The sequence below is a fragment of the Kitasatospora sp. NPDC001664 genome (assembly GCF_053596675.1).
The window spans coordinates 112,222-135,720 of sequence record NZ_JBSFGS010000012.1 but is presented as its reverse complement, the minus strand read 5'-3'; the positions used below and the strand labels follow the sequence as shown (position 1 = coordinate 135,720).

The following is a 23,499-nucleotide window of genomic DNA, read 5'->3' as shown; positions in this document are numbered from 1 at the left end:
CCCGGCGGCCTCGGTCGCCGGGTGTGCCCACAGACTCCGCGACCGGCACTTCGGCCCGGTCGTGGCGGCGCTTCCGCCGACGCGCAGTCGTGTATCAGCCGTGTACCGGGACCGTCAGCGGGCCGGGCCGTACCACACCCGCTCTCCGCGGCGGAGGGTTCCGACCGAACCCCGCCGCCGCCCCGATGGTGCGAACTAGCTTGGCCGCCAGACCGGTTCCGCACAGAGGAGGCCCGTCCATGGCCAACGACTTCCAGCGGCGCAAGCTCCGCAACGTCTTCCACGCCTTCGACGCGGACGGGGACGGCTACCTGCGGAAGGCCGACTTCGAGTCCCTGGTGGTCCGCTGGAGCCGGCTCCCCGCCGTGCGGGGGAACGCCGAGCTGCAGTCCCGCGTCGAGGCCTTCCTGCTCGGCTGGTGGGACCACCTGGCCGCGGTCGCCGACACCGACCGCGACGACCGCGACGACCGCGTGGACATGGACGAGATGCTCGCCCTGGTCGACCGCCTCCCCGCCCTGCGCGACACCGTCACCGCGACCGCCGACACCGTCTTCGACGCCGTGGACGAGAACGGCGACGGCCGCATCTCCCGCGAGGAGCACCGCCACCTCGTCGACCTCTGGCACGGCCGCCCCGTCGAGACCGAGGACGTCTTCCCCCTGCTCGACCTCGACGGCGACGGCTACCTCGGCCGCCCCGAATTCGCCGCCCTCTGGGCCCAGTTCTGGATCAGCGACGACCCGGCCGAGCCGGGCAACCTGATGTGCGGCCGCATCCCCGACCAGTGACGGGCCGTCAGCCCCCGGCCCCGTGCGTCTCCGCACACTCTCCGGTTCCCCGTCGAGGGGCCCCTCGGACGATCGTCCGGCTCGGCCCCCGGGTAGCGTGGCGGCATGACGATGCGGGTGGTGTCGCTGGTGCCGTCGCTGACCGAGGCGGTGGCGGCGACGGGGCGGGAGCTGCTGGTCGGGGTCACCGACTGGTGCAGTGAACCGGGCGACCTCGGTGTGCCGAGGATCGGGGGCACCAAGAACCCCGACGTGCCGCGGATCCTCGGCCTGCGCCCCGATCTGGTCGTCGCCAACGAGGAGGAGAACCGCGAGGCCGACCTCGCGGCGCTGCGCGCGGCCGGCGTGACGGTCCGGGTGACCGAGGTGCGGTCCGTGCCGCAGGCCTTCGCGGAGCTGCGGCACCTGCTGACGGAGGATCTGGAGCTGCCGGAACCGGGCTGGTTGACGGCGGCCGAGGCCGCCTGGGACGGCCTGGCCCCGTCCCCGGCCCCGCTCCGTGCCGTGGTGCCGATCTGGCGGCGGCCGTGGATGGTGCTGGGGCGGGACACCTTCGCCGGGGACGTCCTGCGGCGGCTCGGCGTGGAGCCGGTCCACGCCGCCCACCCCGAGCGCTACCCGGCCGTCCCGGTCGAGCAGCTGCGCGCCGAGCGGCCCGATCTGGTGGTCCTCCCCGACGAGCCCTACCGCTTCACCGCCACCGACGGCCCCGAGGCCTTCCCCGGAGTGCCCGCCGCCCTGGTGAGCGGCCGTCACCTCACCTGGTACGGCCCGTCCCTGGCCGAGGCACCGGCGGTCCTCTCCGCCGCGCTGCGCGACGCCCACCCCCACCCCCACCCGGACGCCCGAGGAGGCACCACCCCGTGAGCACGCCCGCACCCATCGGCATCGGCGCCCTCGCCCCGCTCTCCCGCCCCGGCTGGGTCGAGGCCGGCCGGCACCTGCTCGCCGGGATCGAGCTGGCCGTGGGCGAGGTGAACGCGGCCGGCGGAATCCACGGCCGCCCGCTGGAGCTGACGGTCCGTGACACCGCCGGCGATCCGCACCGGGCGGAGGCCGCCGTGGAGGAGCTGGCCGCACTCGGGGTGGCCGCCGTGGTCGGCGAGTACCACAGCGTCGTGGCCCGCGCCGTCGCCGCCCGGGCCGAGGCCCTCGGCGTTCCGTTCCTCTGCTCCTCGGCCGTGCTGGACGCGCTCACCGAGCGGCCCGGCGACCACGTCGCCCGCATCGCCCCCGCGCAGTCGCACGGCTGGCGCGTCTACGCGGACTTCCTGCTCGCCGCCGGCCACCGCACCGTCGCCGCCGCGGTCGACCCCAGCGTCTACTGGACCTCGGGCATCGCCGTCCTCCGCACCCACCTCGCGCCGCACGGCGGCACGGTCACCGAGTGGCCGGCCGCCGGGCTCGACCCGGCCGCCCTCGCCGACAGCGGTGCGACGGCGCTCCTGCTCCTGACCAGCGTCCCCGACCGGGCGGCCGAGCTGGTCCGCACGCTCCGTCATGCCCCCGGTCTCGCCGGTCTGTTGATCGGCGCCCCGGCCGGGCAGCCCGAGTTCTCCGACTGGGCGGAGCAGCTGGGCCCGGCCGGCGACGCGGTCCCGTTCCTGCGCTACCTGCCGGAGCGGCCCACCCCGCTCCAGGCCGCCCTCGGGGAGCGGCTGCGGGAGCGCCTGGGCGCCGCCCCCTCCTTCGTGGCCTTCGAGGGCCACGACAGCGTCACCGTCCTGGCCGAGGCGCTGCGCACCCACGGGACCGACCGCGCCCGCCTCGCCGCGGCCTGGCCGCACCTGGTGGTGGAGGGCAACCGGGGCACCGTCCGCTTCTCCCGCGTACCGGACACCGGCCTCCACCAGTGGGCCTGGCCGCCGGTCCAGGTCGCGCAGCGGGATCCCGCCGCACCGGACGGCTTCCGCGCCCTCCACCAGGGCTGACCGCCCGTCACGGGGCGTCCGGCCCCGCGCCGCGCCCGGCTGCCCACGCCCGCAGCCGGGCGGCGGCCTCCTCCGTCGTCAGCGGTCCGAACTCGACGTGCAGCTCCTTGAGGTGCCGGGTCGCCGCACCGACCAGCGGCCCGGGGCCCAGCCCGAGCACCTCCATGACCGCCCGGCCGTCCAGCACCACCGGGACGTCCCGCAGCCGCCGCTCCAGGTCCGCCTCCGCCGCGGCCCGTTCCGTCCGCTCGTGCTCCGCGTACCACTCGTCGTGGTCCGCCGCCCACCCGGCGGCCCGACCGGCTGTCAACCACCCGTCCAGGTCCCGCTCCCGGCCGAGCCCCACCTGGTGGAACAGGTCGTACCGCACCGCCTCCCCGGCCCCGGCCGGGACGACGCCGAGCCGCGCGAGCGCCGCATTGACCGGCCACTCCTGCCTCGGTCCGCCGAAGTCCCGGTCGCTGACCGGCCCCCACACCAGCCTGCCCGCCCGCCACACGGCCGCGGTCTGTTCGCCCTCGCCGCCGAAGAACTCCGCCTCCACACGGGCGAGCGGCCCCCGGTGCGACCACGCGCACAGCGTCTCCTCGGGTGCGAGGCCGCCCGGCGGCCCGACTACGGGCAGGAGCCCCAGGCCGTGCCGGAGCGGGGCGACCACCGCTCCGTCCGTCCCGGCGGTCAGGCTCCGGAGCAGGTCGAACCCTCCGATGACGGCGTTCAGTTCGTACGACATCCCCGCAGGCTAGCCGCACGGGAACGGACTCGACCCGAGCCGACCATGATCGCTATGCTCCGGCGAGCTTTCGAACACCCCAGGGGGCGGACAGACATGACCAACGAGACCGACCGGCCGACGGACCAGCAGCACGCCCCTTCACCGGACCTCCGGCCGGTGGCCGACCCGCGGCGGCTCGCGCTCTGGGCACAGGGCCTGATCGCCGCAGCCTGCCTGGTCGAGCTCCTGCTGGCGGTGGCCGGCGGCACGGGCACGTGGCTGTTCCGGGCGGCCTCCCTGCCGTACGGCGCCGTCACGCTGGCGGCGGCCGTGCTGTTCCTGCGCTGGCTGTCCCGGGTCCGTCACAACGCGGAGCACCTCGCCCCCGACGCCCACCGGTACGCGCCCGCCTGGGCGGTGGGCGCCTGGTTCGTGCCGTTCATGATGTGGTGGGCGCCCCGCCGCATCGTGCTCGACGTCGACCGGGCGAGCGGCGGAGCCGGCACCCTGCTGGTGAACCTCTGGTGGGTCGCCTGGCTCGGCAAGACGGTGGGCATGCTGATCGCCCGCCAGCTGGCACCGGACCTGCCCGTGTACACCCCGGCGGGCGAGGCCGTGAACCTGCTGGCCGGCGCCCTGGCCGTCCTGCTGATCCACCGGATCACCGCGGCCCAGTGCGCCCGCTTCACCTCGTCCACCGCCGCGGTGGAGGGCAGCGGTGAACGGGTGGACGCGTGAGGGCCGCCGCCACGCGGCCCGGTCAGCCCGCCACCGGCACCAGCGGCGCGGTCAGCCGTTCCAGGTGGCAGGGGTTCGGGTAGCCCTCCTCGAACTCCCGGAACTCCCCGTTCCAGTACCCGCTGATCTCCAGCGTGCGCGGATCGTAGTCACGCGGGCAGCCGGCGACCGGCCCGTTCCGCAGCGGGGTGAAGTCCCCTGCCAGCTCGACCAGTCGGCCGCACGCCGCCTCCTGCTCGGGATGGTTGCCACCGGTCGGGCCGGTGGGGCCGCAGCGCAGCGTCCAGTGCCGGACGGTGCCGTCGATGCCGTCCCGGACGGTGATGCCGAGACCGGCGGACGGGCCCGCCTCCCGCGGCTGGGCGGCGGCGGGCAGCACGGGGACGAGCGCGGCCAGGACGGCGGCGAGGACGGCCGAGCGGCGGGCGAGACGCGAGGGGCGGACGGAAGGGCGCACGGCAAGGCTCCGTTCGATCACTGACGGATGATCAGACCCTGCCGAGTATCAGGGCCTGACGGTCCGTAGCGCGGGACGACTCGCCACGGCGGACGGGCCAGGCCCGGCGATATCGGGTTGCGGAGCCCCGGAGCACCGGTGTCAGATCCCGGACATGACGATTGCGCTGGGGACACCGACCGTCCACGCGGTCCGCGAGGCCATGGCCGCGCTGCGGGAGTGGCAGGACGACGGGGCACCGATGCAGCTCCATCCGGGGGACGTCGGCTGGAACCACCGCTTCGGGGCGGCCGAGACGGCCGCCGTGGTGCGGACCTGGAGCCGGGGCGGACGGATCCTCGCCGTCGGGATGCAGGACACCCCGACGCTGCTGCGGATGACCGTCGCCCCCGACGCCTTCCAGGACGAGGAGTTGGCACGGCGGCTGGTCGAGGACTGCTCGCTGCCGGGGCGCGGCGTGCTGCCGGAGGGCGAGGTGGCCGTCGAAGCCCCGCAGGGCCTGCTCCTCCACGAGCTGCTCACCGCCGAGGGTTGGGGCGTCGACGAGCCGTGGACACCGCTCTTCCGCGACCTCACCGAAGCGGTGGAGGATCCCGGCGTGCGGATCGAGCCGATCGGCCCCGAGCGGGCGCAGGACTTCGCCGACGTCCTGCGGTCGGCCTTCGACACCCAGCGGCCCACGCCCGCGTACTGGCACGCGCTCGCGAAGGCGCCGTTCCACACCGACGCCCGCTACCTGGCCGCCTACGACGACCGGGGCACCCCGGCAGCGGTGGTGACGGTCTGGTCCGCCGGCCCGGGCAGGCCGGGACTGATCGAGCCGATGGGCGTCCACGCGGACCACCGCGGCCGCGGCTACGGACGGGCCATCACCCTCGCGGGGGCGGCCGCCCTGCGGGAGTTGGGCTCCTCCAGCATCCGCGTGTGCACACCGAGCTCCAACACCGGCGCCGTCGCCACCTACCAGTCGGCCGGCCTCGTGCCGCAGCCCGAGATCGGCGACCGGATCCGCCACCCCTGACACTACGTCAGCCCGCACCGCTGCCCCCGCAACCGCTCGCGGCCGGCCCGGCGTCAGCCACCACGCGAAGGAAACCGCAGGGCCCGTCATACCGCACCAGCTGGGCAGCGCTCCACGGCCACCGGGCGGTGACCCGCTCGACCTGCTCGGGGACAATCTCGGCATCACGGCCGACGGGCCGTCAGCTACGCGTTGCGCGCGCACCGTATGTCATGTCAGCATCAAGAGCACCAGCAGCACCACCGCTCCCGGAAGGAACTGCCATGCTCCGCCGCGCCGTTGCCGCCCTCGCCTCATCCGCCGCCCTCGCGACCGTCCTGGTTGCCGCACCCACGGCCTCCGCCGAGCCCAACCCGGCCGACTGCCCCAAGGGCTACTTCTGCGCCTGGGAGGGGCCGGACCAGACGGGCCGCCAGGTCGTCCGCACCGCAGGCAACTGGACCGGCTGGGCCTGGTACCAGTCCTACTTCAACAACGGGTACGTCTCCCCCGGCGCCGACCACGTCGACCTGCACTACAACTGGCAGGGCCTGGACGGCAGCTTCTGCGTCCACTACAACCCGGGCCCGGGCAACTACAAGGGCAGCGTGTCCCCCGGGGTGGTCATCACCGGGGTGGTGTGGCGCGGGGAGTGCTGACACCCGCCCGACTACCAGGGCCGTTCCCCAACTGACGTCGGAGGAACGGCCCTTGGCGTTCGCGGGCCGTCCGGCAACCGTGTGCGGCCCAGGGGCCCGTGGAGCCACCACCACCCCCCACCGCACACTGCCGGAGGCAGAAGGACGGCGTCTTCGACCAGCTCAACGGCCTCCTCCGCCGACCGGTCCGGGAAGCCGCAGGCCAGGAAGCAGAGCCGAGCGTGTGTGTCCTCGACGCGCAGAGCGTCGGCCGCAACCGAGTCGGTGACGGCCGGAGGCCTACCGCGGCGGGGCAGGGGCCGGCAGGCGCAGGCCCTCCGGGTAGGTGCGCCACTTCCAGACGCCGTCCACGTCGCGCACCGCGAGCCCCGCTCCGGGGTAGTGCACGATGACGGTGCTGCCGCGCGGACCGGCGACCGTCGCGAGTTCCATGACGGTGCCCGGGAGTTCGCGGTACCCGGCCGCCGACCGCCAGACCGGGGACCAGTCCTGTTGCCCGTGGACGCTCTCCTCGACCACCCACCGGTCGACGGTCTCCTGCCCCGGTCCGAGCGTGGGCCCCTCGGTGGCCCAGCTGCCGGGGGCGCTCCGCGCGGGACGCGGGGACGTCTCACCGGGGGCCATGACGCCCGGAGCCGGCGAGCCCGGCGGTTCACCGCGGGTCAGCCGGTAGCAGCGCTCCGGCGCCTTCGGGAGGCAGACGGTCCGCCCGGGCGTTCCCTCGACCGAGGTGAACGGTGCCGCGTCCTCCGAACCCGCTTCCAGCCGCTTCCAGTTCTGGCCCCCGTCCGGGGAGGTCCAGTACCCGCCGGACGTCTCCAGGAACGCGCCGTCGGCGTCGACGCCCAGGTGGAGGGAGGTCGTCGGGGCCGGTGGTACGTAGCCGTCTCCCTCCTGCCGCCGCTCTCCGGTGGCCACCATCGCCGCGACCGCCACCGGGACGACCACCAGGCCGACGTACGGCGCCCGCCGCAGCTCCCGGCCCCGCCGCCACAGCCACCAGCTCGCCACCAGCGCGGGCAGCGCCATCAGGTCGGTCGGATCGCCGACGATCCGGCTCGGCACACCGCCCGACGACCAGACGCCGGAGGCGAGTTCGCCCCCGGCCGGGCCGGACTTGGCGACCGCGAACGAGACCGCCGTCACGGCCAGCCCCAGAACCGCCGGCCAGTGCCCGCGCAGCCGCAGCGCGGGCGTGAGCAGCAGCGCCACCACCGGCGGCGCCACCAGCATCCACGCCACGTCGCTGACCTTGCCCGTCACCGGTCCCGGCCAACTCCGCTTCCACAGATGGTCGTTGAGCAGCAGCACCAGGACCGCGAGCACCGTCCCCGGATGCCCCGCCCACCGCACCACCCTCCGCACCGACCCGCCGGCGACACCCCGATCCCCCTGCTCCCCCTGCTGCGGCATGGCGACCAGTCTGGCGGACGGCCGCCTCGGCGGGACCGCCGCCGGGGTCGGTCAAGCACGGAACCGGCCATCGCACGCACACCGGCACCGTCCGGGGTCGAACCTTCCGCCAGCATCGCGTCTACACGAAGGGAGCATGCGTAACACGGTGCTCCACATGGCCAACTCCCCCTTGGACAGCGCTTTCTCCGCGTACGAGAGTTCCGGGCCTTTGTCCGGTTCGAGCGGCCTGCCGGGCGGTCTCCCCGGACTAGATTCCTCGCCGGTGAACGCCCCACCACGGGGGTGAATGGGCGGTGGCGGGGGATGCCCGGCCGGCGATTTGCGGCCGGAGCTACCCCGTTCTCACCTTTGACGAAGGGACATGGCTATGGCCACGACCTCGATGCGGCGCCTGGCCGCATTCGGTGCAGCGGCGGCGATGAGCTCCGCGCTGCTGATAGCCCTGCCGACCACGGCCCACGCGGCCGGGTACTGCAACGGGGACGTCCTCATCACGAAGAACGCCAACGGCATGAGCTCCCGCCTGATCCGCTCCTACGACGGCGCCAGCCTCTGCGTGAACACCTGGAACCAGACCGGCGGTTACGCCTGGACCCGGGCCGTCATCACGAAGCAGGTCGGCGGCCCCGACGCGGCGAAGGACTACGGCTGGTACTCCCAGTACGCCTCGACCGGCTGGGTCGGCAAGGGCAACGGCTGCTGGTGGTGGGGTGGTACCCCCACCTCCCCGGGGTCGAGCACTTTCAGCCTCTGGTACGACTGCGTGTGAGTTCCGAGCGGCCGGTCACGGACGGATCCGCACGACCAGGGCAGCGACCGTGACCGTGCGGAGGAAAGCCGAGGCGCGCGCCACAGCATCTCGCGACAGCACGGAAGGCCGTTCACCGTGTTGATCTCCCGCTCGATGGCTTGACGCTTCCCGGCTGGTCGACCACCGCACCCGCCTCGTGCGGTGGTCGGCCACCCGGCCCTCCACACCGACCCGCCCCCGCGCTACGGCACCAGCAGTCGCTCCCGCAGCGCCATCACGTACGACCCACCGAGGCCCAGCTCACCCTCGACGTACCCCGCCACCGATCCGTGACGCTCCGTCAACTCCCGTAGGAAGGAGCGGATCAGCGCCTCGGGGGCCTGCCCGTAGGCCGGCCAGAGCTTGCCGGGGCCGTACTTGGCCTGCCAGTCGGCGACCAGCGAGGCGGTGGCGAGGTTGGTCAGCGCGAAGTCCTCGGCCACGGTGGCCTCGGGGACGCCGAGCAGGGTGAGCACCAGGGCGCCCACGATGCCCGTCCGGTCCTTGCCCGAGGCGCAGTGGAAGACGGTGCGGCCGGCCGACGGGTCGGCGATCACCTCCATCACCCGGCGCAGCTCGGCGGTGCCGTCCTGCGCGACCTCCAGGAACTTGTCGACCAGGTAGACCGCCGGGTCCACGTCCTCGCCCAACGCGGCCTGGTCGTACGGGCGGTGCTCGATGCTCAGGTTGTGGAAGGCGAGCCCGGGCAGCTCGGGGACGCGTCCGCCGCGCTCGATCTCCCAGGGGTAGCGCAGGTCGATCACGGTGCTGACGCCCAGGTCGGCGAAGCGGGCCAGGTCGGCCTCGGTGCGCAGCTTGCCGAGCGAGTCGGAGCGGTAGAGGGTGCCCGTCCTGACGTCGCGGCCGTCCTCGGTGCGGTAGCCGCCGAGGTCACGGAAGTTGTGCAGCCGGTCGAACTCCAGGTGTCTGGTCATGGCCGCCACTCTAGGGGGGTCTCCTTGATGGGGCCGGACCACCGGCGCCCGGCGTCCGGTCCTGGTGGCCTCGAACTGGGGGCTTGCCAGGTGCACGGCAACCCCTAGACTCTGCCGAGCGATCATGGTTCGATCTTCACAGGGGGAGCACGAAATGGTGACCAGGCGTGGATTTCTGGGCGGCGCCGCCGCGTTGACGGGCACGACCGCGCTGCTGGGCGGCGGCGTGGCCGCGAGCACCGGCGTGGCCCGGGCCGCCGAGGCGCGGAACGTCCCGTTCGCACCCGTACCTCCGCCGCACCTGGTGCAGGCCGAGCAGATGGTGCAGTACCAGCGGATGCTGGCGGAGGGTCAGCTGACCACCGGTCTGGCCGGGCACTGGCCGCTCACCGCGACCACCGAGGACCGCAGCGGCAACGGCCGCGCGCTCACCAGGGGTTCGGCCACCGCCACCGGCTGGAGCGACCTGCGGGTCGGCCAGGAGCTGACCCTCAACGGCGCCGCGGACGCCGCCTACGCGGCGACCTCCTCGGTGCTGGACACCACCAGGCCGTTCACCGTCTCGGCCTGGGTCCGCCCGGCGGCGCTCACCGGGATCATGACGGCGGTGAGCCAGGACGGCGCGCAGACCAGCCGCTTCCTGCTGATGCAGGACCGCGACCCCGACACCGGCCAGACGACCTGGTCGTTCCGGGTGCGCACGGCCGACCAGGCCCAGGCCTCCAAGGTCGCCGCGGTGGCCACCACCAAGCCGGTGGCGGGGACCTGGGTGCACCTGACCGGCGTCTGGACCGGCACCGAGGTCCGGATCTACGTGAACGGGGCCAAGGAGGGCACGGCCGCCGACGCCACCACCCCGTGGGCCTCCGGCCAGGGCTTCAACGTCGGCCGGGCGAAGTGGAACGGCAATGCCGTCAACGAGTGGAACGGCCAGCTCAGCGACGTCCGTGCCTACGACCGCGCGCTGTCCGACCAGGAGATCGACCTGATCAGCGGTCAGGCCGCCGTCCGCAGCAACGTCTACCTGGTGGGCGAGGAGGCCCAGGTCGTCTTCGGGCAGCCCGCCGACCCGGCCACCTGGGTCAACCGCTCGCGCTGCAACTCCTTCGTCACGGCGGTGCTGCGGCACACCTACCCCTGGGCGGCGGACAACAGCTACTTCGCCACCTGGTTCGGCGCCACCGACCCACGCTTCAGCCCCACGGCGGCCCGCTACCAGTCACGGTTCAGCGGGGAGAACGGCGGCGCGGGGCCGCGCTTCAAGGCGATCACCCGGGTCACCGACCTCCGGCCCGGTGACCTGGTCTCGGTCAACTACAACGGCACGGTCGCGAACAACACCGGACACATCGTCATGGTCCGCACCCTCAAGGGCGTCCGCACGGGCTTCATGGACCAGCCGGGCCTCACCCAGTACGTGGTGGAGGTGGTGGACTGCACGGCCTCGCCGCACGGGGTGTTCGGCCTCTCCACCTACTGGGACTGCCCGGACACCCGGATGGTGGACAACCTCGACAAGGCGGTCTCCCAGAACCGCCAGGGCGCGGGCATCGGCCACATGGTGTTCTACGCCAAGGCGGACGGCAGCTTCGCCGGGCACCGGTGGAGCGTGAACTCCGCCGACTTCCGCGCGGTCGCCGAGACCACCGGGACCGGCCCGGACGCGACCACCTCCTCCGGCGACAGCATCACCGCCGCCCGGGTCGTCTGAGACCCGGGACCCGGGTCCCGGATCCCGGGTCCCGCCGCCCGGATCCCGGGCCGCCGGAAATCCGGGCGACGGCACCGCGGCCGCGGTGTTAGCGTCCGAAGCATGGAGCCACTCACCGAGCCGCAGATCCGCGCCTCCTTCGTCAACTGCACCAAGGGGGAGGCCGGGCGGCTGAGCCTGCCGCGCGGTCTGGCCGAACTGCCTTGGGAGCACCTGGACTTCCTCGGCTGGCGGGACCAGGGGGCGCCCGACCGGGCGTACCTGGTCGCGCCGGCCGAGGACGGTCCGGTGGGCGTGACGCTGCGGGTGCCGACGGTGCGCCGCAGTTCGCTGAAGAGCAACCTCTGCTCGTTCTGCCTGACCTCGCACACCGGCACCGGGGTGGCCCTGCTGGCCGCGCGCCGGGCCGGGGCCGCCGGGCGGGAGGGCAGCACCGTGGGCACCTACGTCTGCGCGGACCTGGCCTGCTCGCTCTACGTCCGGGGCCGCAAGCGCACCGCCTCCGCGGAGCGGGTGGCGGAGTCGCTGACCGTGGAGGAACAGATCGCCCGCACCGTGGCCAACCTCGACGCCTTCCTGGCCCAGGTCCTCCGGGGCTGAGACCGGGCCCCGGCGCACCGGGCGGGGACGAACCCTCGCCCGACTCCCGGCCCGCTCCTGACCTGGGGCGTCGTGACCCGGGGGTCCGGCATCCGAGCGTCGGCCGGGCCGATAGGGTACGGGCACCACGACCCATTCAGGAGGGGCAGACATGGCTGACATCGAGAACGCCAAGAAGGTCTTCGCGCGCTTCGACGCCGACGGCGACGGCTTCATCACCGCCGCCGAGTACAGCAAGGCGATGGCCGAGCTCGGTGACCCGTACGTCACCGAGACGGTCGCCCAGGCGGTCATCAACAAGGCCGACACCAGCAAGGACGGCCAGCTGAACTTCGAGGAGTTCTGGGCCGCCCAGCAGGGCTGACGCCGAACGGCCCGGCCGTGAGGCCGAGGCCGAACGGAGCACGCCCTCGCGGCCGGCGGTCAGCCGGCCGCACCACCGTCCCGGCCGCTTCCCTCGGCCGGGACGGCCCCGTGCACCACGTAGTGCTGCGGGGCCATCGCCGTCTCCCGGCCGGGAAGGGCCGCGACCACCGCGCGGTGCGCCTTCGCCGGGGTGAGCGGCCGCTCGCCCGGGTCGATCCAGGCGGTCAGCCTGCCCTCCCGGACGGCCACCGTGGCGATGACGCCGGGGCCGAGCGCCTCGGCCAGCAGGGTGCGCACGGCCGCCAGGTCGATCCAGCTGCCGTCCACCTCCTCCCACTCCCCCACCCGCTTGCGCGGTGCCAGCCCGGTCAGCTCGGTGAGCCGCGACAGCTCGACGGGGCCCTCGGCGACTGCGGCGACCAGCTTCAGCAGACCCCGGGCGAAGAGCTCGCTCTCCTGACGGTCCAGCACCTGCGGACAGGTGTGCAGGGAGATCTCCACCACCTCGCGGACCCGCCAGATGTTCATCATCAGCCGCACCGGCACCGGCTCGTCCGGGTACCAGCTCAGCTCCGGCTCGGCGCTGGGCACCGGCCGCGAGCGGGCGGCCGCCTCGGGGATGGTCAGGCTGAGGTCGTTGACCACCACCTGGCGGTTCCAGCGCGCCCCGCGCTGGTGCGCGGCGTCCTCGACCAGCTCCCAGATCCGCGGCGCGTCCAGGGTGCTGTGCCAGTAGCCGGCGAAGGCCGCGGCCTTGGTCCGGCCGATCACCTCGTCCAGCCCGTCCGCCCGGGCGTCCACCGCGATCAGCGCGTCCTGCGCCAAGGTGCCTATGTGGGTGGCGAGTTGGGCCCGGTGCCGGTTGGCCGAGAGCGCGGCCAGTGCCAGCCTGGGCTGGTCGGCGAGGTGGGCGACCAGCGCGGCGAAGACGCCGAGCAGCACGCTCGACGGACTGGCACCGGTGCGGTGACAGGCGGCGTCCAGGCTCTCGGCGGCGGCCCGGGAGCGGATCGCCAGGGTGGCGAGCTGCTCGGCCGGCCCGGTCAGCCCGGAGTCGGCGAAGACCGCCGCCGGGCTGGTGAGCAGGATCTTCTCCCAGTGCTTGAGGGAGGCGGTGGTGCGGCGCCGCCCGGCCGCCGAGTGCTCGGCGGCCGCGATCTCCAGCGGGGTGGGGGCGCTGACCGGCGGGAGCTCGGCCCCCGAGAGCAGGGTGAACCACTCCTCGAACAGGACGGAGGTGGCCGCGCCGTCCGCCCCGGTGTGGCAGACCACCACGGCCAGCCGGGCGGGCTTCCCGTCCCGGGTGAGCAGGGTGAAGCGCAGCGGGAAGTCCGCTGCCAGGTCGAACGGGCGCGGCCGGTCCAGCCGTGCCAACTCATCGGCCCTGACGTCGAGTTGGTCCTCCGGCGCGGCCTCCGTCAGGGTCACCTCGAAGGAGCCGGCGGCGTGCACCGCCTGCCGTCCGTCGACCGCGAAGGTGGTGCGCAGCGACTCGTGGCGTTCGGCCAGCCGCCGCAGCGTGGTGAGCACCTCGGGCACGGTGGCCCCGGGCGGGACGGGCCAGACCGCGTGCTTGTTGATCTGGTCGGGGTCGTCCCGGCGGATGCACAGGATCATGTTGGCCTGACCGAGCGTCACCGGCCCCTCGCCGGTGCTGCCGCCGTCGTACCGGACGGTGACCACGCTCATCGGAGGGCCCCTGCCGCGACGGTGCCGGTGAGCACCTCGCGCACCGGCTGCGGCCAGTCCGCCGGGTACGGGCCGTGCGCGTGGATCAGGGCGAGCGCGATCCGCTCCAGGCCGAAGGCGGCGCAGGCGGTGTGGCCGGGTTCGCCGTCGGCGGTGAACTCGAAGACGGTGCCGAAGGTGTCCTTGTGGCAGTTGGCCGAGGCGATCGCCTGGACCAGGCCGTCGGCCACCTCCACCCGCAGCTCGTACTTCAACTCCTGGGCGCGCTGGGCGGCTTGGAAGACCTTGCGGGCCCGGCCGAAGAACGGGTCGTCGGCGACCTCGACCGAGACCTTGAGGGCCATCGCCCCCAGCCACTCGGCGACCCGGGCCAGCCAGGCGGCCCGCCAGTCCTCGCAGTGCGCCTGCGTCCCGGCGGTGACGTACTCCGACATCCGGAAACTGCGCAGCCGGCCGGGCTCGGCGCTGCCCTCCTGGCGGAAGCAGTGCGCGGAGACCGCGAAGCGGGCGGGGCCGGTCAACTCCCGTCCCTCCAGGGTGGCGTAGACCGGGTAGCAGGCGGCGGGGAGCAGCACCAGGTCACCGATCCGCTGCTCGCGGTGCCAGTCCGGAGTGCCGGAGAGCTCGCGCCACTCGGCGGGGGTGCCGGTGAAGCTGTGCACGGTGCCGAGCAGGTGCGGGAAGGCCTTGGCGTACCCGGCCCGCTCCACCAGGGCGCGGGAGATCACCGGCGGGATGGCCAGCCGCTCGAAGGGCTCGTCGGCGCCGAGCGCCTCGATGCCGAGGCGCAGGTCGGCGATCAGCCGCTCGAAGCCGCCCGAGTAGAGCACCACACCGGGGGTGTCCGTGGGCAGCAGGGTCGCGGCTTCCGCCGTCCGGAGGTCAGTCATCCGCTGTACCTGTGTTCCTGGTTGGAGTCTGGTCGGGGAAGGGTGGTGCTGGTACTGACGCCGGTGCCGGTGCGGGCGCCGGTCACGGCTGGCGCAGCTCGGCGGAGCGGCCGGTGCGGCGGTCGGTGCCGCGGACGAGCAGCGGGCCGCCGCTCCAGGCGGAGAGCGCGGCCGTCCAGGCGCCGGTGAGCGGCTGGCCGCCGGCCGCAGGGGCGGCCTCGTCGGCTCCGGACACCGGGTCCGGGAAGGGCCAGGACGGACGCCACGGCTCCTCGCCGCCGGTGGTGACCGCGCGCCGCGCGGCCGTAGCGGTCCGGCGGACCGTCAGGGTCTGCTCCTCCGGCGCCTGTTCGCAGAGCAGCAGGACGCCTTCGGCGTGTGCGGGCAGCTCGACCGGCCCGGGCGGCACGTGGTGCAGCGCGGGCTGCTCCAGCAGCAGCACCAGGGCGCGCTCGCAGGCGCCCGTCCGCGCGTAGCGGTCGGCGATCCGCAGGGCGGTGAACGGGCTGAGCGGCCCCTGGTCGCCGACGGCGAAGGCCATCGGCTCCCCGGGGCAGCTCCGGGCGAGCCGCAGGGTGTTGGCCAGTCCGGGCTGGACGTCGGGGACGTCGAAGGCGAGCAGCAGCAGGTCGGCCGGCCGGTCCTCGGGGAGGTCCAGCTCGGCGAGCAGTGCCTCGCCCATCTCGCCGTAGCCGTGCCCGGCTCCCTCGGTCAGCAGGTCCTCGCGCAGGGCCAGCCCGTACGGGCGGGTCTGGTCGGCGACGAAGACCCGCAGGTCCGGGTCGAGCGCGGCGGCCGAGCGGCCGGAGAAGCGGCGGTGCACCGACCTGGTGATCCGCAGTCCGCCCCGGCCGGTGGGGCGCGGCTGCACCGCTCAGGCCTCGGTGATGGTGTGGCCGGCCACGAAGTCGGCGAGGCTGGCGACCGAGCGCAGGTCGTCCTCGCCGATCTCCTCGACGTCCACCTGGATGTCGAGCGCCTCCTCGAGTTCGAGGATCAGCTCCAGGGTGCCGGCCGAGGTGAGGCCGAGGTCGTCGAACAGGCAGGCGTTCTCCGGGATCTCGGTGAGCTCGCGGCGGAGCACCCGGGGCAGCAGGGTGCCGATGCTCTCCAGCACCTGGCCGCGCAGGGCCGGATCGGGGGCAAGGGTGGTGTCGTCCATCGTGGAACATCCCATCGGGGGCAGCGCGGTGTGGTCAGCGCGGGCGGACGGTGGAGGCGCCCCTGGGGAACGGGGGCTGTCTCCCGGGGGCACGGCCGGTCAGTGCCGGACGGTCATCGCCGAGAAGGTGGCGCCGAGGCCGGAGGCCGCGATCATGTACCGGTCACCGGGACGGAGCAGGCCCCTGGTGACGGCGGTGTGAAGGTTGATGAACCCGTCTGCGGCGAAACTGTGCCCGACGGCGGGCACGTTGTCCAGCAGTACTCGCTCGATCGGGAGCTCCAACTCCCGCGAGAGGCGCCGCCAGGAGACCTGGTTGACGTTGTGCGGCAGGATCAGCGCGAGCTCGTCGAGGCCGGTCCCGGCGCGCTCCGCGGCGGTGCGGATCACCTCGGCCATGGTCTCGGGGTAGGCCCGCTGGTAGCGGGTGAGCAGCTCCGGATCCTCGGCGAAGCGGCCGTCGAACTCACCGAGTTGGCGCACGGCGTAGGACAGCACCTCGCCGGGGCCGCCACCGGCGCGCACCAGGCAGGCGGCCGCGCCCTCGGCGAACAGCGCCGTCTCCGGGACGAGTTGGGCGTCCCGGGTGAAGGTCTTCTCGCCGGTCAGCACCAGGGCGAGCGCGTCCGGGTCCGGATCGGCGGCGAGCAGGCGCCCGGCCAGGTCGATCGCCAGCAGGCTGCCGGCGCAGGCGTGGTGGGAGAGCGAGAAGTGCTCGGCGTGGCCGAGCCCGAAGCGGTCCAGCAGGTCGGGCAGGGGGTCCAGCGGGTACGGGAGGGCCACCGGCATGCTGCGGGCGTACAGCACGTGGCGGACCAGGTGTTCCCGGCCGCGGAGTTCGGTCAGGGCGCCGAGGGCGCCGGCCAGCAGGTCGTGCAGCGTTCCGTCCGGGTCCAGGCACACCTGGTCCAGGCCGTGGAAGCGGCGGAAGAGGGAGATTTGGCGCGGGGTCAGTCCGATCCGCTGCCCGACGGCCTCGATGGGAACGGCCGAGTCGGGGAGGTGGACGGCCACTGCCTCCAGTGCGGTCACCCGGGCTAGTATTCCCACGCCCCGCGAGCCGCACAAGATGTGTCCTGACTCTTCGGCCGGAGCCCACGACCCCCCGGAGTGCTTCCTGATGGATCGTCATACCCCTGTGAGCAGCAGCTTCCTGTTCGTCGTGCCGCCGCTCGCCGGCCACGTCCTGCCCACGATCGGTCTGGGCCGCGAGCTGGAGGGCCGCGGCCACCGGGTGGCCTGGGCCGGTTCGGAGCTGGTGCTGCGGCCGCTGCTCGGGCCGGACGCCCGGGTGCTCCGCACCGGCTCGCGGCTGTTCCGTCCGCAGGGCGGTTCGGGCGAGGCGGCGCTGCGCTCGCTCTGGGACGGCTTCGTGGTCCCGTACGCCCGTTTCACCGCGAAGGCGCTGGACGCGGCGGTGCGCACCGAGCGCCCGGACGTCCTGGTGGTGGACCAGCACACCCCGGCGGGCGCCCTGACCGCGCACCGGCACCGGATCCCCTGGGCCTCGCTGGCCCCGGGGCTGATGGAGCTCGGGCGGCCGTTCCCGGAGGCGGAGCCGTGGATCGAGGAGCGGCTGCGCGAGCTGTGGCGGCGGGCCGACCTGCCCGAGGAGGAGTACGTCGACCCGCGCTTCTCGCCCGAGCTGGTCCTGGCCCTGACCAGCGAAACCCTGAGCGGGGAGGCCCTCGCCGGCCGGGCGACCGCCCTGGTCGGCCCCGTGCTCGCCGAGCGGCCACCGGAGCCCGGCTTCCCGTGGGAGCGGCTCGACCCGACCCGCCGTCACCTGCTGGTCTCCATGGGCACGCTGGCCGACGACGTCTCGGTGGACTTCCTGCGCCGGGTGGGCGCGGCGCTGCACCTGCTGGGCCCCGAGGTGCCGGCCGTGGTGGTCGCCCCGCCGGAGCTGTGGGAGGCCTTCCCGGAGTGGGCGGTCGCGGTGGAGCGCGCCCCGGTGCTCGAACTGCTGGCGCGGGGGCGGGTTTCGGCCCTGCTCGGCCACGGCGGGCTGAACACCACCGGCGAGGCGCTGGCGCACGGCGTGCCGGTGGTGCTCGCCCCGATCCGGCACGACCAGCCACTGGTGGCCGGGCGGGTGGCGGCGGCCGGAGCCGGGCTGTGCGTCGACTTCGCGGGGGCCGCCGCGCAGCACCTGGCGCAGGCGGTCCTGACGGTGCGCCAGGGGCCGTCCTACCGCGAGGCGGCGGGGCGGCTCGGCCACGAACTTCTCGCGAAGGGCGGCGCCCGCACCGCAGTTGACCACCTGGAGCGCACGGCGTCCACCAGGCGAGATCCCGCGAACGACCTGGTCCAGACCATTGTGGCGAGCCCTGCCGACCCCCTAGGGTGACGCCCGGGGAGCCACTCCCCCGGCTGCCGCACGGGTGCTTCCGTCACCCCGGCCGCCGGTGCCCGTGGCCTGCCCCGGCACCGTACGGCTCCGACCGGACGGCCCCTCACCCCCTGTCTGCCCACCCCTGTACGGGAGTTCTGGCTTTGATCGAGACCACGGGGCTGCGCAAGTCCTACCAGTCCCGCAAGGCCGCCGCCGTCGACGCCGTACGCGGCCTCGACCTCTCCGTGGCGGCCGGCGAGATCTACGGCTTCCTCGGGCCCAACGGCGCCGGGAAGACCACCACCCTGCGCATGCTGGCCACCCTGATCCGCCCCGACGGCGGCTCCGCCGTCATCGCCGGGGCCGACCTGCGGGCCGACCCGGCCGGCGTCCGCCGCCGCATCGGCTACGTCGCCCAGGGCGGCGGCACCGCCGACACCGTCACCGGCCGCGAGGAGCTGGTGCACCAGGCCCGGCTGTACGGCAGCTCCAAGGCCGAGGCCCTGAAGCTGGCCGAAGGGGCCGTCGAGTCCTTCGAGCTGGGCGAGTTCGCGGACCGCGCCTGCCAGACCTACTCGGGCGGCCAGCGCCGCCGGGTGGACATCGCCCTCGGCGTCATCCACCAGCCGGCCGTGCTCTTCCTCGACGAGCCCACCGTGGGCCTGGACCCGGCCAGCCGGGCCGGGGTCTGGGAGGAGATCCGCCGGCTGCGGGCCGAGGGCATGACGGTCTTCGTGACCACCCACTACCTGGACGAGGCCGACGCGCTCTGCGACCGCATCGGCATCATCGACCACGGCGGCATCGTCGCCGAGGGCACCCCGGAGGAGCTCAAGCAGGAGGTCTCCGGGGACGTGGTGGTGCTCAGCGGGCTGGACGTGGAGGACGCCGCCAAGGCGCTCGCCGACGCCCCGTACCTGCACCGCACCGAGACGCCCGCCGAGGGCGGCCTGCGCCTGTACGTCCGGGACGGCGCCACCGCCATCCCCCAGCTGCTGCCCGCGCTGGCCGAGGCCGGCCTCACCCCGGCCACCGTCCAGCTCCAGCGCCCCAGCCTGGACGACGTCTTCCTGGCCCGCACCGGCCGCTCGCTCACCTGAACCGCCGCCCACCGCGGTCCGCACCCCTCTGGAGCCGTTCCCCGATGAAACTCGCGCGTGACACCTGGCTGGTGTTCCAGCGTCAGGTGCTGCTGATGTGGCGCACCCCGGTCTGGCTGGTCGTCGGCATCGTCCAGCCGCTCTTCTACCTGCTGCTGTTCGCCCCGCTGCTCAAGAGCGCCCTGGGGGCCGGGAGTTACCAGGAGGCCTACCGGATCTACGTGCCGGGCCTGCTCGCCGTGCTGGTCATCTTCGGCGGCCTGTTCTCGGGCTTCAGCCTGCTCGGCGAGCTCAAGGCCGGCATCGTCGAGCGCTCCCGGGTGACCCCGGTCAGCCGGCTCGCCCTGCTGCTCGGCCGGGCACTGCGCGAGGTGGTGGCGCTGCTCGCCCAGGCGGTGGTGATCACCCTGCTGGCCCTGCCGTTCGGCCTGACCGTCGGCCTGCTGGACCTGGCGCTGGCCTACCTGCTGATGGCCATGCTGGCGCTGATGACCTCGGCGGTCTCCTTCGGCATCGCCCTGCTGGTGCGCAACGACGCCGCGCTGGCCCCGGTGGTGAACACCGCGGCGCAGCCCATCGCCCTGCTCTCCGGCGTGCTGCTCCCGCTGGCGCTGGCCCCGCAGTGGCTGCGGTCGATCGCCGAGTGGAACCCCTTCTACTGGGCCGTGGAGGGGATGCGCTCGCTCTTCGCCGGCCGGATCGGCGACGCCGTGGTCTGGCAGAGCATCACGGTGGTGGCGCCGCTGGCCGCGCTGGCGGTCTGGTGGTCGGCCAGGCTGTTCGCGGAGCGCGTGCGCTGACGGCACGGACAGCACGCAGGAGGGGGTGGGAGCCACTGGCTCCCACCCCCTCCTGCGTGCTGTCTCAGGCCGCCGCCTCCGCCCGGACGAAGGCGGCCAGCCGCTCGACCCCGTCGGCGATCCGATCACCCGTCAGACTGCTGATGGAGAGCCGCAGCCGGCGCTCCCCGCCGCCGTCCGGGTAGAAGTCGGCCATCGGGGTCCAGAGCACCCCGTACCGCTCGGCACACCGCGCCACAGCCGCCGCGTCGGCCGTGAACGGGACGGTGAGCACGGTGAAGTAGCCGCCCTCCGGCTGGTTCCAGCCGACCCCGAGCCGCTCCCGCTCGGCTGCCGGGAAGTGGCGGTCGAGCTCGGCCAGCAAACGGTCCAGGTTGGCCGCGTAGTGGGCGACCGCGTCCGCGTTGGCCTCCCGCAGCCGGAAGTCGTGGCTGATCAGCAGACCGCCGATCACCGCCTGGCTGAGCGCGGGGGTGTTCACCGTGGTCATGCTCTTGAGCTTGGCCAGTTGGTCGGCCAGCAGCGAGGTGGTGCCGTCCGCGGCGCGCACCACCTGATCGGCGATCAGGTAGCCGAGCCGGGCGCCCGGGAAGCAGGTCTTGGCGAAGGAGCCGAGGTGCACCACCCGCTGCTCGCGGTCCAGCGCCTTGAGGGTGGGCCGGCGCTCACCGGTCCGGGAGAAGAAGCCGTAGGGGTCGTCCTCCAGGATCAGCAGGTCCTCCTGCCCGGCCACCGCGAGCAGCTCCTCGCGGACGGCGGTGGGCAGGCTGGCGCCGGAGGGGTTGGCGAAGTCGGGGACGACGTAGAGCGCCCGGGAGCGCCGCCCCTCGGCCCGCAGCCGCCGCACGGTGGCGGCCAGCGCGCCCGGGTCGCCCTCCGGCACGGGGACGGTGGCCACGTCCAGCAGCCGGGCCGCGCCGGTCACGCCGACGTAGCAGGGCGAGCTGACCAGCAGCACGTCCTCGGGCCCCGCGCAGAGCGCGCGCAGCACCAGCAGCATGCCCTCCTGCGCGCCGACGGTGACCACCACCGAGGCCGGATCGACCGTCAGGCCCTCGTCGTTGGCCAGTGTCCGGGCGATCAGGTCGGCCACGATGCCCTTGGTCGGGCCGTACTGGAACAGCGCGCTGCGCACCTGCTCCTCCGTCAGGCCGCGGCCGCGCAGGTGGTCCAGGTACACGTCCAGGTACTTCGCCACCTGGGAGGTCTCGAAGAAGCCCTCGTAGGGACGGCCGGCGGCGAAGGAGACCGCCGACGGGTAGCGCTCCGCCACCTCGTTGAGGAAGGTCATCGCGTCCAGCAGCGGGTCGGCGAGCGAGCCGTGCAGCTCGGCCAGGGACAGGGCGCTCACGCGAACGCCTCCCGCAACCGCCGGGCCGCGTACTCCTGGGCGTCCCGCCCCGCGTCCAGCGCCCCGGCCATGGCGAAGAAGCCGTGCACCATGCCGTCGTACCGCCGGGTCTCGACTTCCACGCCGGCCGCCCGCAGGGCCTCGCCGTACGCCTCGCCCTCGTCGCGCAGCGGGTCGTACTCGGCGGTGATCACCGTGGCGGGCGGCAGTCCTGACAGGTCGTCGGCCCGCAGCGGGGAGACCAGCGGGTCGTCGCCGTCGGCCTGGTCCGCCAGGTAGTGGCCCCAGTACCAGTCCACCGAGTGCCGGTTGAACAGCAGCGGGTCGTCGTTCTCGCGCAGCGAGGCGGTGTCGGCCCGGCGGTCGGTGTTCGGGTAGACCAGCAGCTGGTGGCGGAGCTCCGGGCCGCCCTCGCGGCGGGCCAGCAGGGTGACGGCGGCGGCCAGGTTGCCGCCCGCGCTGTCCCCGCCGACGGCGATCCGCGCGCCGTCCAGGCCGAGCTCGGCGGCGTGCGCGGCCAGCCAGACCGCGGCGGCGTGGCAGTCCCGCACGGCGGCGGGGAAGGGGTGCTCGGGGGCCCTGCGGTAGCCGACGCCGACGGTGACGCAGCCGGCCGCGTTGGCCAGCCGGCGGCAGATCGCGTCGCTGGTCTCCAGCGAGCCGAGGGTCCAGCCACCGCCGAAGAGGTAGAGCAGGGCGGGCAGTCCGGGCGCGTCGCTCGGGCGGTAGACCCGCAGGGTGAGCGGGCCGCCGGGCCCGGGGACGGTCAGCTCGCTGACCTGGTGGACGGGCTCGGGGTCGCCGCCGGCGGCCTGGATCGCGGCCAGGTCGGCGGCCCGGGCGGTGGCCAGGTCGAGCGTGTAGAGAGGGGGGGTGCCGGCTTCGGCACGGCGGGCCCGCAGGGCCAGGACTTGCGGGTCGAGTGGCATCGCCTCGCCCAACCTTCCTTCGGGAAAAGGGAACTGATGGGGAGTGAGCGGAGATTCGTCAACGGCTTCACCGCTTCTCCGTCAACTCCGCCGCCGCGCCTCGACATAGATGGTCTCGTCGCTGCGGAAGGCGGTGTCGAGATCGGCGATTTCCGTGTGCAGCCCCACACGGTACGAGCACAAGCGGACCGCCTCCTCGTCGAAACCCGCCTCGGTGAGCACGTAGGTCAGCTCGGCCTGGTCGTAGATCCACCGGTGTCCGTAGTAGGCGAAGATCTGGTTGATCAGGAAGGCCTTGCGCTCGGGCATCGGCGGGCCGAAGCCGAGCTTGCTCAGCCGGCGCCGGTGCCGGGTCAGGAAGCCGTCCTCCTGGACGTAGCCGACCAGGTACTTGGCCAGGTCAGGGGTGGTGATCCTGATCAGCCCGCCGGGGGCGAGCACCCGGTGGCACTCCTTCAGCCAGCCCAGCGCGACGTTCAGCGGGATGTGCTCGATGAGGTGCTCGGCGTAGATCCAGTCGACCGCGCCGTCCTCGAACGGAAGGGGGCGGGAGACGTCGAGCTGGGTGAAGCAGCGGTCGCCGTCGACCCGGTAGAGGGTGCCGGGTTCGCTGACCGCGACGGCGCTGCGCAGCGGGGTGAGGTCACTGCCGAGGCCGTTCGGATGGTCGGTGCGGAATGCGGCGAATTCGATTCCGGTGAGACCCAGCGCCTGGAATTCCGCGCGGGTGCGCGGGATTCCCTCCGGCATAGCCTCCAGTTTCTCGCAGACCGCGACCCCGGCACTGAATTCGTCCAGGGTCACGGCGAGCGTCTCGGGATTCTCCCAGTCCCATCCGGCAAATCTGTTCACGGTGCTTCGCGCCTTTCCTGTTCTCGACATGGCGTCAGCGTGCACAAGTCAATCCGTGCACGTCCGACCTGAAGGGCCGATCCGGCGGAGCCGGGGTGCCGTGGGGGCTGCCCGTTCGGCGGGCCCCGCCGGGGCCCGGAAGGCAGACCTGCCGCCCCGACCCGAGGCCGTGCGGCCGGAGTCGCGCAGGCCATGGCGGTCCTGCGGCGTCAGGCGGGGCCCGCAGGCCCGCCACCGCACCGCCCTCGCGGCACGCCCGCCCGCGGGCCCGCTCCAGGCTCG

The 23,499-nt window shown here is 74.0% G+C and carries 25 protein-coding genes; 13 read left to right on the top strand and 12 right to left on the bottom strand.

What is annotated here, in order from left to right; all coding sequences use genetic code 11:
• Window positions 1-239: 239 nt before the first annotated feature.
• The 3 genes from ACWCYY_RS18790 to ACWCYY_RS18780 all read left to right on the top strand — a co-directional run bounded on the left by ACWCYY_RS18790 (window position 240) and on the right by ACWCYY_RS18780 (window position 2,722).
• Window positions 240-791, top strand: coding sequence for an EF-hand domain-containing protein (locus tag ACWCYY_RS18790; RefSeq protein ID WP_449796676.1), 552 nt, complete (start codon window positions 240-242; stop codon window positions 789-791).
• A 111-nt stretch (window positions 792-902) separates the two neighbouring features.
• Window positions 903-1,658 (top strand): helical backbone metal receptor, encoded by a 756-nt coding sequence (locus ACWCYY_RS18785; RefSeq protein WP_449796767.1) that lies wholly within the window; start codon window positions 903-905, stop codon window positions 1,656-1,658.
• On the top strand, window positions 1,655-2,722 hold the full coding sequence (locus ACWCYY_RS18780) for an ABC transporter substrate-binding protein (RefSeq protein WP_449796675.1): 1,068 nt from the start codon (window positions 1,655-1,657) through the stop codon (window positions 2,720-2,722). The genes ACWCYY_RS18785 and ACWCYY_RS18780 overlap by 4 nt, the downstream gene beginning before the upstream one ends.
• Window positions 2,723-2,729: 7 nt before the next feature.
• Here the strand turns inward: ACWCYY_RS18780 and ACWCYY_RS18775 are convergent, their stop codons facing one another.
• Complete coding sequence (locus ACWCYY_RS18775) at window positions 2,730-3,455, bottom strand: hypothetical protein (RefSeq protein WP_449796674.1); 726 nt, start codon at window positions 3,453-3,455, stop codon at window positions 2,730-2,732.
• 96 nt (window positions 3,456-3,551) lie between these two features.
• Here ACWCYY_RS18775 and ACWCYY_RS18770 point away from each other — a divergent pair, with 96 nt between their 5' ends.
• Complete coding sequence (locus tag ACWCYY_RS18770) at window positions 3,552-4,175, top strand: DUF4328 domain-containing protein (protein WP_449796673.1); 624 nt, start codon at window positions 3,552-3,554, stop codon at window positions 4,173-4,175.
• 22 nt (window positions 4,176-4,197) lie between these two features.
• Here ACWCYY_RS18770 and ACWCYY_RS18765 read toward each other — a convergent pair whose 3' ends face one another.
• Window positions 4,198-4,632 carry an SSI family serine proteinase inhibitor gene (locus tag ACWCYY_RS18765; RefSeq protein ID WP_449796672.1) on the bottom strand — a complete coding sequence of 145 codons (435 nt, stop codon included), beginning with the start codon at window positions 4,630-4,632 and terminating at the stop codon, window positions 4,198-4,200.
• Between the two features lie 154 nt (window positions 4,633-4,786).
• Between ACWCYY_RS18765 and ACWCYY_RS18760 the strand changes: the two genes are divergently transcribed.
• Window positions 4,787-5,653, top strand: coding sequence for a GNAT family N-acetyltransferase (locus ACWCYY_RS18760; protein WP_449796671.1), 867 nt, complete (start codon window positions 4,787-4,789; stop codon window positions 5,651-5,653).
• 263 nt (window positions 5,654-5,916) lie between these two features.
• Window positions 5,917-6,291, top strand: coding sequence for a peptidase inhibitor family I36 protein (locus ACWCYY_RS18755; RefSeq protein ID WP_345284521.1), 375 nt, complete (start codon window positions 5,917-5,919; stop codon window positions 6,289-6,291).
• Window positions 6,292-6,570: 279 nt separating this feature from the next.
• Here the strand turns inward: ACWCYY_RS18755 and ACWCYY_RS18750 are convergent, their stop codons facing one another.
• Window positions 6,571-7,704, bottom strand: coding sequence for a hypothetical protein (locus tag ACWCYY_RS18750; protein WP_449796670.1), 1,134 nt, complete (start codon window positions 7,702-7,704; stop codon window positions 6,571-6,573).
• A gap of 370 nt (window positions 7,705-8,074) precedes the next feature.
• Here ACWCYY_RS18750 and ACWCYY_RS18745 point away from each other — a divergent pair, with 370 nt between their 5' ends.
• Window positions 8,075-8,476: a hypothetical protein gene (locus tag ACWCYY_RS18745; RefSeq protein WP_345284517.1), complete on the top strand. Its 402-nt coding sequence runs from the start codon at window positions 8,075-8,077 to the stop codon at window positions 8,474-8,476.
• 224 nt (window positions 8,477-8,700) lie between these two features.
• On the opposite strand, the gene ACWCYY_RS18740 is transcribed toward ACWCYY_RS18745, so the two are convergent.
• Entirely contained in the window at window positions 8,701-9,432 is a 732-nt protein-coding gene (locus tag ACWCYY_RS18740) for a tyrosine-protein phosphatase (protein WP_449796669.1), read from the bottom strand.
• 154 nt (window positions 9,433-9,586) lie between these two features.
• On the opposite strand from ACWCYY_RS18740, the gene ACWCYY_RS18735 reads away from it, so the two are divergent.
• The 3 genes from ACWCYY_RS18735 to ACWCYY_RS18725 all read left to right on the top strand — a co-directional run bounded on the left by ACWCYY_RS18735 (window position 9,587) and on the right by ACWCYY_RS18725 (window position 12,107).
• Window positions 9,587-11,143 carry a LamG domain-containing protein gene (locus ACWCYY_RS18735; RefSeq protein WP_380150017.1) on the top strand — a complete coding sequence of 519 codons (1,557 nt, stop codon included), beginning with the start codon at window positions 9,587-9,589 and terminating at the stop codon, window positions 11,141-11,143.
• 102 nt (window positions 11,144-11,245) lie between these two features.
• Window positions 11,246-11,743: an FBP domain-containing protein gene (locus tag ACWCYY_RS18730; protein WP_345284511.1), complete on the top strand. Its 498-nt coding sequence runs from the start codon at window positions 11,246-11,248 to the stop codon at window positions 11,741-11,743.
• 151 nt (window positions 11,744-11,894) lie between these two features.
• Entirely contained in the window at window positions 11,895-12,107 is a 213-nt protein-coding gene (locus tag ACWCYY_RS18725) for an EF-hand domain-containing protein (RefSeq protein WP_345284509.1), read from the top strand.
• Window positions 12,108-12,166: 59 nt separating this feature from the next.
• Here ACWCYY_RS18725 and ACWCYY_RS18720 read toward each other — a convergent pair whose 3' ends face one another.
• From ACWCYY_RS18720 to ACWCYY_RS18700, 5 genes are all read right to left on the bottom strand, one after another.
• Complete coding sequence (locus tag ACWCYY_RS18720; RefSeq protein WP_449796668.1) at window positions 12,167-13,798, bottom strand: condensation domain-containing protein; 1,632 nt, start codon at window positions 13,796-13,798, stop codon at window positions 12,167-12,169.
• The gene (locus ACWCYY_RS18715) at window positions 13,795-14,688 is read right to left on the bottom strand and encodes a hypothetical protein (RefSeq protein WP_449796667.1); all 894 of its coding nucleotides are present in this window, start codon (window positions 14,686-14,688) and stop codon (window positions 13,795-13,797) included. The genes ACWCYY_RS18720 and ACWCYY_RS18715 overlap by 4 nt, the downstream gene beginning before the upstream one ends.
• Before the next feature lie 82 nt (window positions 14,689-14,770).
• Window positions 14,771-15,559 carry a hypothetical protein gene (locus ACWCYY_RS18710; protein WP_345284504.1) on the bottom strand — a complete coding sequence of 263 codons (789 nt, stop codon included), beginning with the start codon at window positions 15,557-15,559 and terminating at the stop codon, window positions 14,771-14,773.
• A 3-nt stretch (window positions 15,560-15,562) separates the two neighbouring features.
• On the bottom strand, window positions 15,563-15,850 hold the full coding sequence (locus ACWCYY_RS18705; protein ID WP_345284502.1) for a phosphopantetheine-binding protein: 288 nt from the start codon (window positions 15,848-15,850) through the stop codon (window positions 15,563-15,565).
• 99 nt (window positions 15,851-15,949) lie between these two features.
• Window positions 15,950-16,882, bottom strand: coding sequence for a 3-oxoacyl-[acyl-carrier-protein] synthase III C-terminal domain-containing protein (locus tag ACWCYY_RS18700; protein WP_345284500.1), 933 nt, complete (start codon window positions 16,880-16,882; stop codon window positions 15,950-15,952).
• Between the two features lie 106 nt (window positions 16,883-16,988).
• Between ACWCYY_RS18700 and ACWCYY_RS18695 the strand changes: the two genes are divergently transcribed.
• The 3 genes from ACWCYY_RS18695 to ACWCYY_RS18685 all read left to right on the top strand — a co-directional run bounded on the left by ACWCYY_RS18695 (window position 16,989) and on the right by ACWCYY_RS18685 (window position 20,085).
• The gene (locus ACWCYY_RS18695) at window positions 16,989-18,200 is read left to right on the top strand and encodes a glycosyltransferase (RefSeq protein WP_449796666.1); all 1,212 of its coding nucleotides are present in this window, start codon (window positions 16,989-16,991) and stop codon (window positions 18,198-18,200) included.
• Between the two features lie 146 nt (window positions 18,201-18,346).
• A complete protein-coding gene (locus ACWCYY_RS18690) occupies window positions 18,347-19,285 on the top strand; it encodes an ATP-binding cassette domain-containing protein (protein ID WP_449796665.1) in 939 nt (312 codons plus the stop codon).
• Between the two features lie 44 nt (window positions 19,286-19,329).
• Window positions 19,330-20,085, top strand: coding sequence for an ABC transporter permease (locus tag ACWCYY_RS18685; protein WP_380150019.1), 756 nt, complete (start codon window positions 19,330-19,332; stop codon window positions 20,083-20,085).
• A 64-nt stretch (window positions 20,086-20,149) separates the two neighbouring features.
• Here ACWCYY_RS18685 and ACWCYY_RS18680 read toward each other — a convergent pair whose 3' ends face one another.
• The 3 genes from ACWCYY_RS18680 to ACWCYY_RS18670 all read right to left on the bottom strand — a co-directional run bounded on the left by ACWCYY_RS18680 (window position 20,150) and on the right by ACWCYY_RS18670 (window position 23,247).
• On the bottom strand, window positions 20,150-21,436 hold the full coding sequence (locus ACWCYY_RS18680) for an aminotransferase-like domain-containing protein (protein WP_449796664.1): 1,287 nt from the start codon (window positions 21,434-21,436) through the stop codon (window positions 20,150-20,152).
• Window positions 21,433-22,365: an alpha/beta hydrolase gene (locus ACWCYY_RS18675; protein WP_380150021.1), complete on the bottom strand. Its 933-nt coding sequence runs from the start codon at window positions 22,363-22,365 to the stop codon at window positions 21,433-21,435. Before ACWCYY_RS18675 ends, ACWCYY_RS18680 begins: the two co-directional genes overlap by 4 nt.
• Window positions 22,366-22,446: 81 nt before the next feature.
• Window positions 22,447-23,247, bottom strand: coding sequence for a class I SAM-dependent methyltransferase (locus ACWCYY_RS18670; protein WP_449796663.1), 801 nt, complete (start codon window positions 23,245-23,247; stop codon window positions 22,447-22,449).
• Window positions 23,248-23,499 lie beyond the last annotated feature (252 nt).

Excerpts from the sequence above, each read along its gene's own strand:
- ACWCYY_RS18790 (WP_449796676.1), top strand. The coding sequence starts at position 240 with ATGGCCAACGACTTCCAGCGGCGCAAGCTCCGCAACGTCTTCCACGCC.
- ACWCYY_RS18785 (WP_449796767.1), top strand. The coding sequence starts at position 903 with ATGCGGGTGGTGTCGCTGGTGCCGTCGCTGACCGAGGCGGTGGCGGCG.
- ACWCYY_RS18775 (WP_449796674.1), bottom strand. The coding sequence starts at position 3,455 with ATGTCGTACGAACTGAACGCCGTCATCGGAGGGTTCGACCTGCTCCGG.
- ACWCYY_RS18770 (WP_449796673.1), top strand. The coding sequence starts at position 3,552 with ATGACCAACGAGACCGACCGGCCGACGGACCAGCAGCACGCCCCTTCA.
- ACWCYY_RS18760 (WP_449796671.1), top strand. The coding sequence starts at position 4,787 with ATGACGATTGCGCTGGGGACACCGACCGTCCACGCGGTCCGCGAGGCC.
- ACWCYY_RS18755 (WP_345284521.1), top strand. The coding sequence starts at position 5,917 with ATGCTCCGCCGCGCCGTTGCCGCCCTCGCCTCATCCGCCGCCCTCGCG.
- ACWCYY_RS18750 (WP_449796670.1), bottom strand. The coding sequence starts at position 7,704 with ATGCCGCAGCAGGGGGAGCAGGGGGATCGGGGTGTCGCCGGCGGGTCG.
- ACWCYY_RS18745 (WP_345284517.1), top strand. The coding sequence starts at position 8,075 with ATGGCCACGACCTCGATGCGGCGCCTGGCCGCATTCGGTGCAGCGGCG.
- ACWCYY_RS18740 (WP_449796669.1), bottom strand. The coding sequence starts at position 9,432 with ATGACCAGACACCTGGAGTTCGACCGGCTGCACAACTTCCGTGACCTC.
- ACWCYY_RS18735 (WP_380150017.1), top strand. The coding sequence starts at position 9,587 with ATGGTGACCAGGCGTGGATTTCTGGGCGGCGCCGCCGCGTTGACGGGC.
- ACWCYY_RS18730 (WP_345284511.1), top strand. The coding sequence starts at position 11,246 with ATGGAGCCACTCACCGAGCCGCAGATCCGCGCCTCCTTCGTCAACTGC.
- ACWCYY_RS18725 (WP_345284509.1), top strand. The coding sequence starts at position 11,895 with ATGGCTGACATCGAGAACGCCAAGAAGGTCTTCGCGCGCTTCGACGCC.
- ACWCYY_RS18720 (WP_449796668.1), bottom strand. The coding sequence starts at position 13,798 with ATGAGCGTGGTCACCGTCCGGTACGACGGCGGCAGCACCGGCGAGGGG.
- ACWCYY_RS18715 (WP_449796667.1), bottom strand. The coding sequence starts at position 14,688 with ATGACTGACCTCCGGACGGCGGAAGCCGCGACCCTGCTGCCCACGGAC.
- ACWCYY_RS18705 (WP_345284502.1), bottom strand. The coding sequence starts at position 15,850 with ATGGACGACACCACCCTTGCCCCCGATCCGGCCCTGCGCGGCCAGGTG.
- ACWCYY_RS18685 (WP_380150019.1), top strand. The coding sequence starts at position 19,330 with ATGAAACTCGCGCGTGACACCTGGCTGGTGTTCCAGCGTCAGGTGCTG.
- ACWCYY_RS18675 (WP_380150021.1), bottom strand. The coding sequence starts at position 22,365 with ATGCCACTCGACCCGCAAGTCCTGGCCCTGCGGGCCCGCCGTGCCGAA.
- ACWCYY_RS18670 (WP_449796663.1), bottom strand. The coding sequence starts at position 23,247 with ATGTCGAGAACAGGAAAGGCGCGAAGCACCGTGAACAGATTTGCCGGA.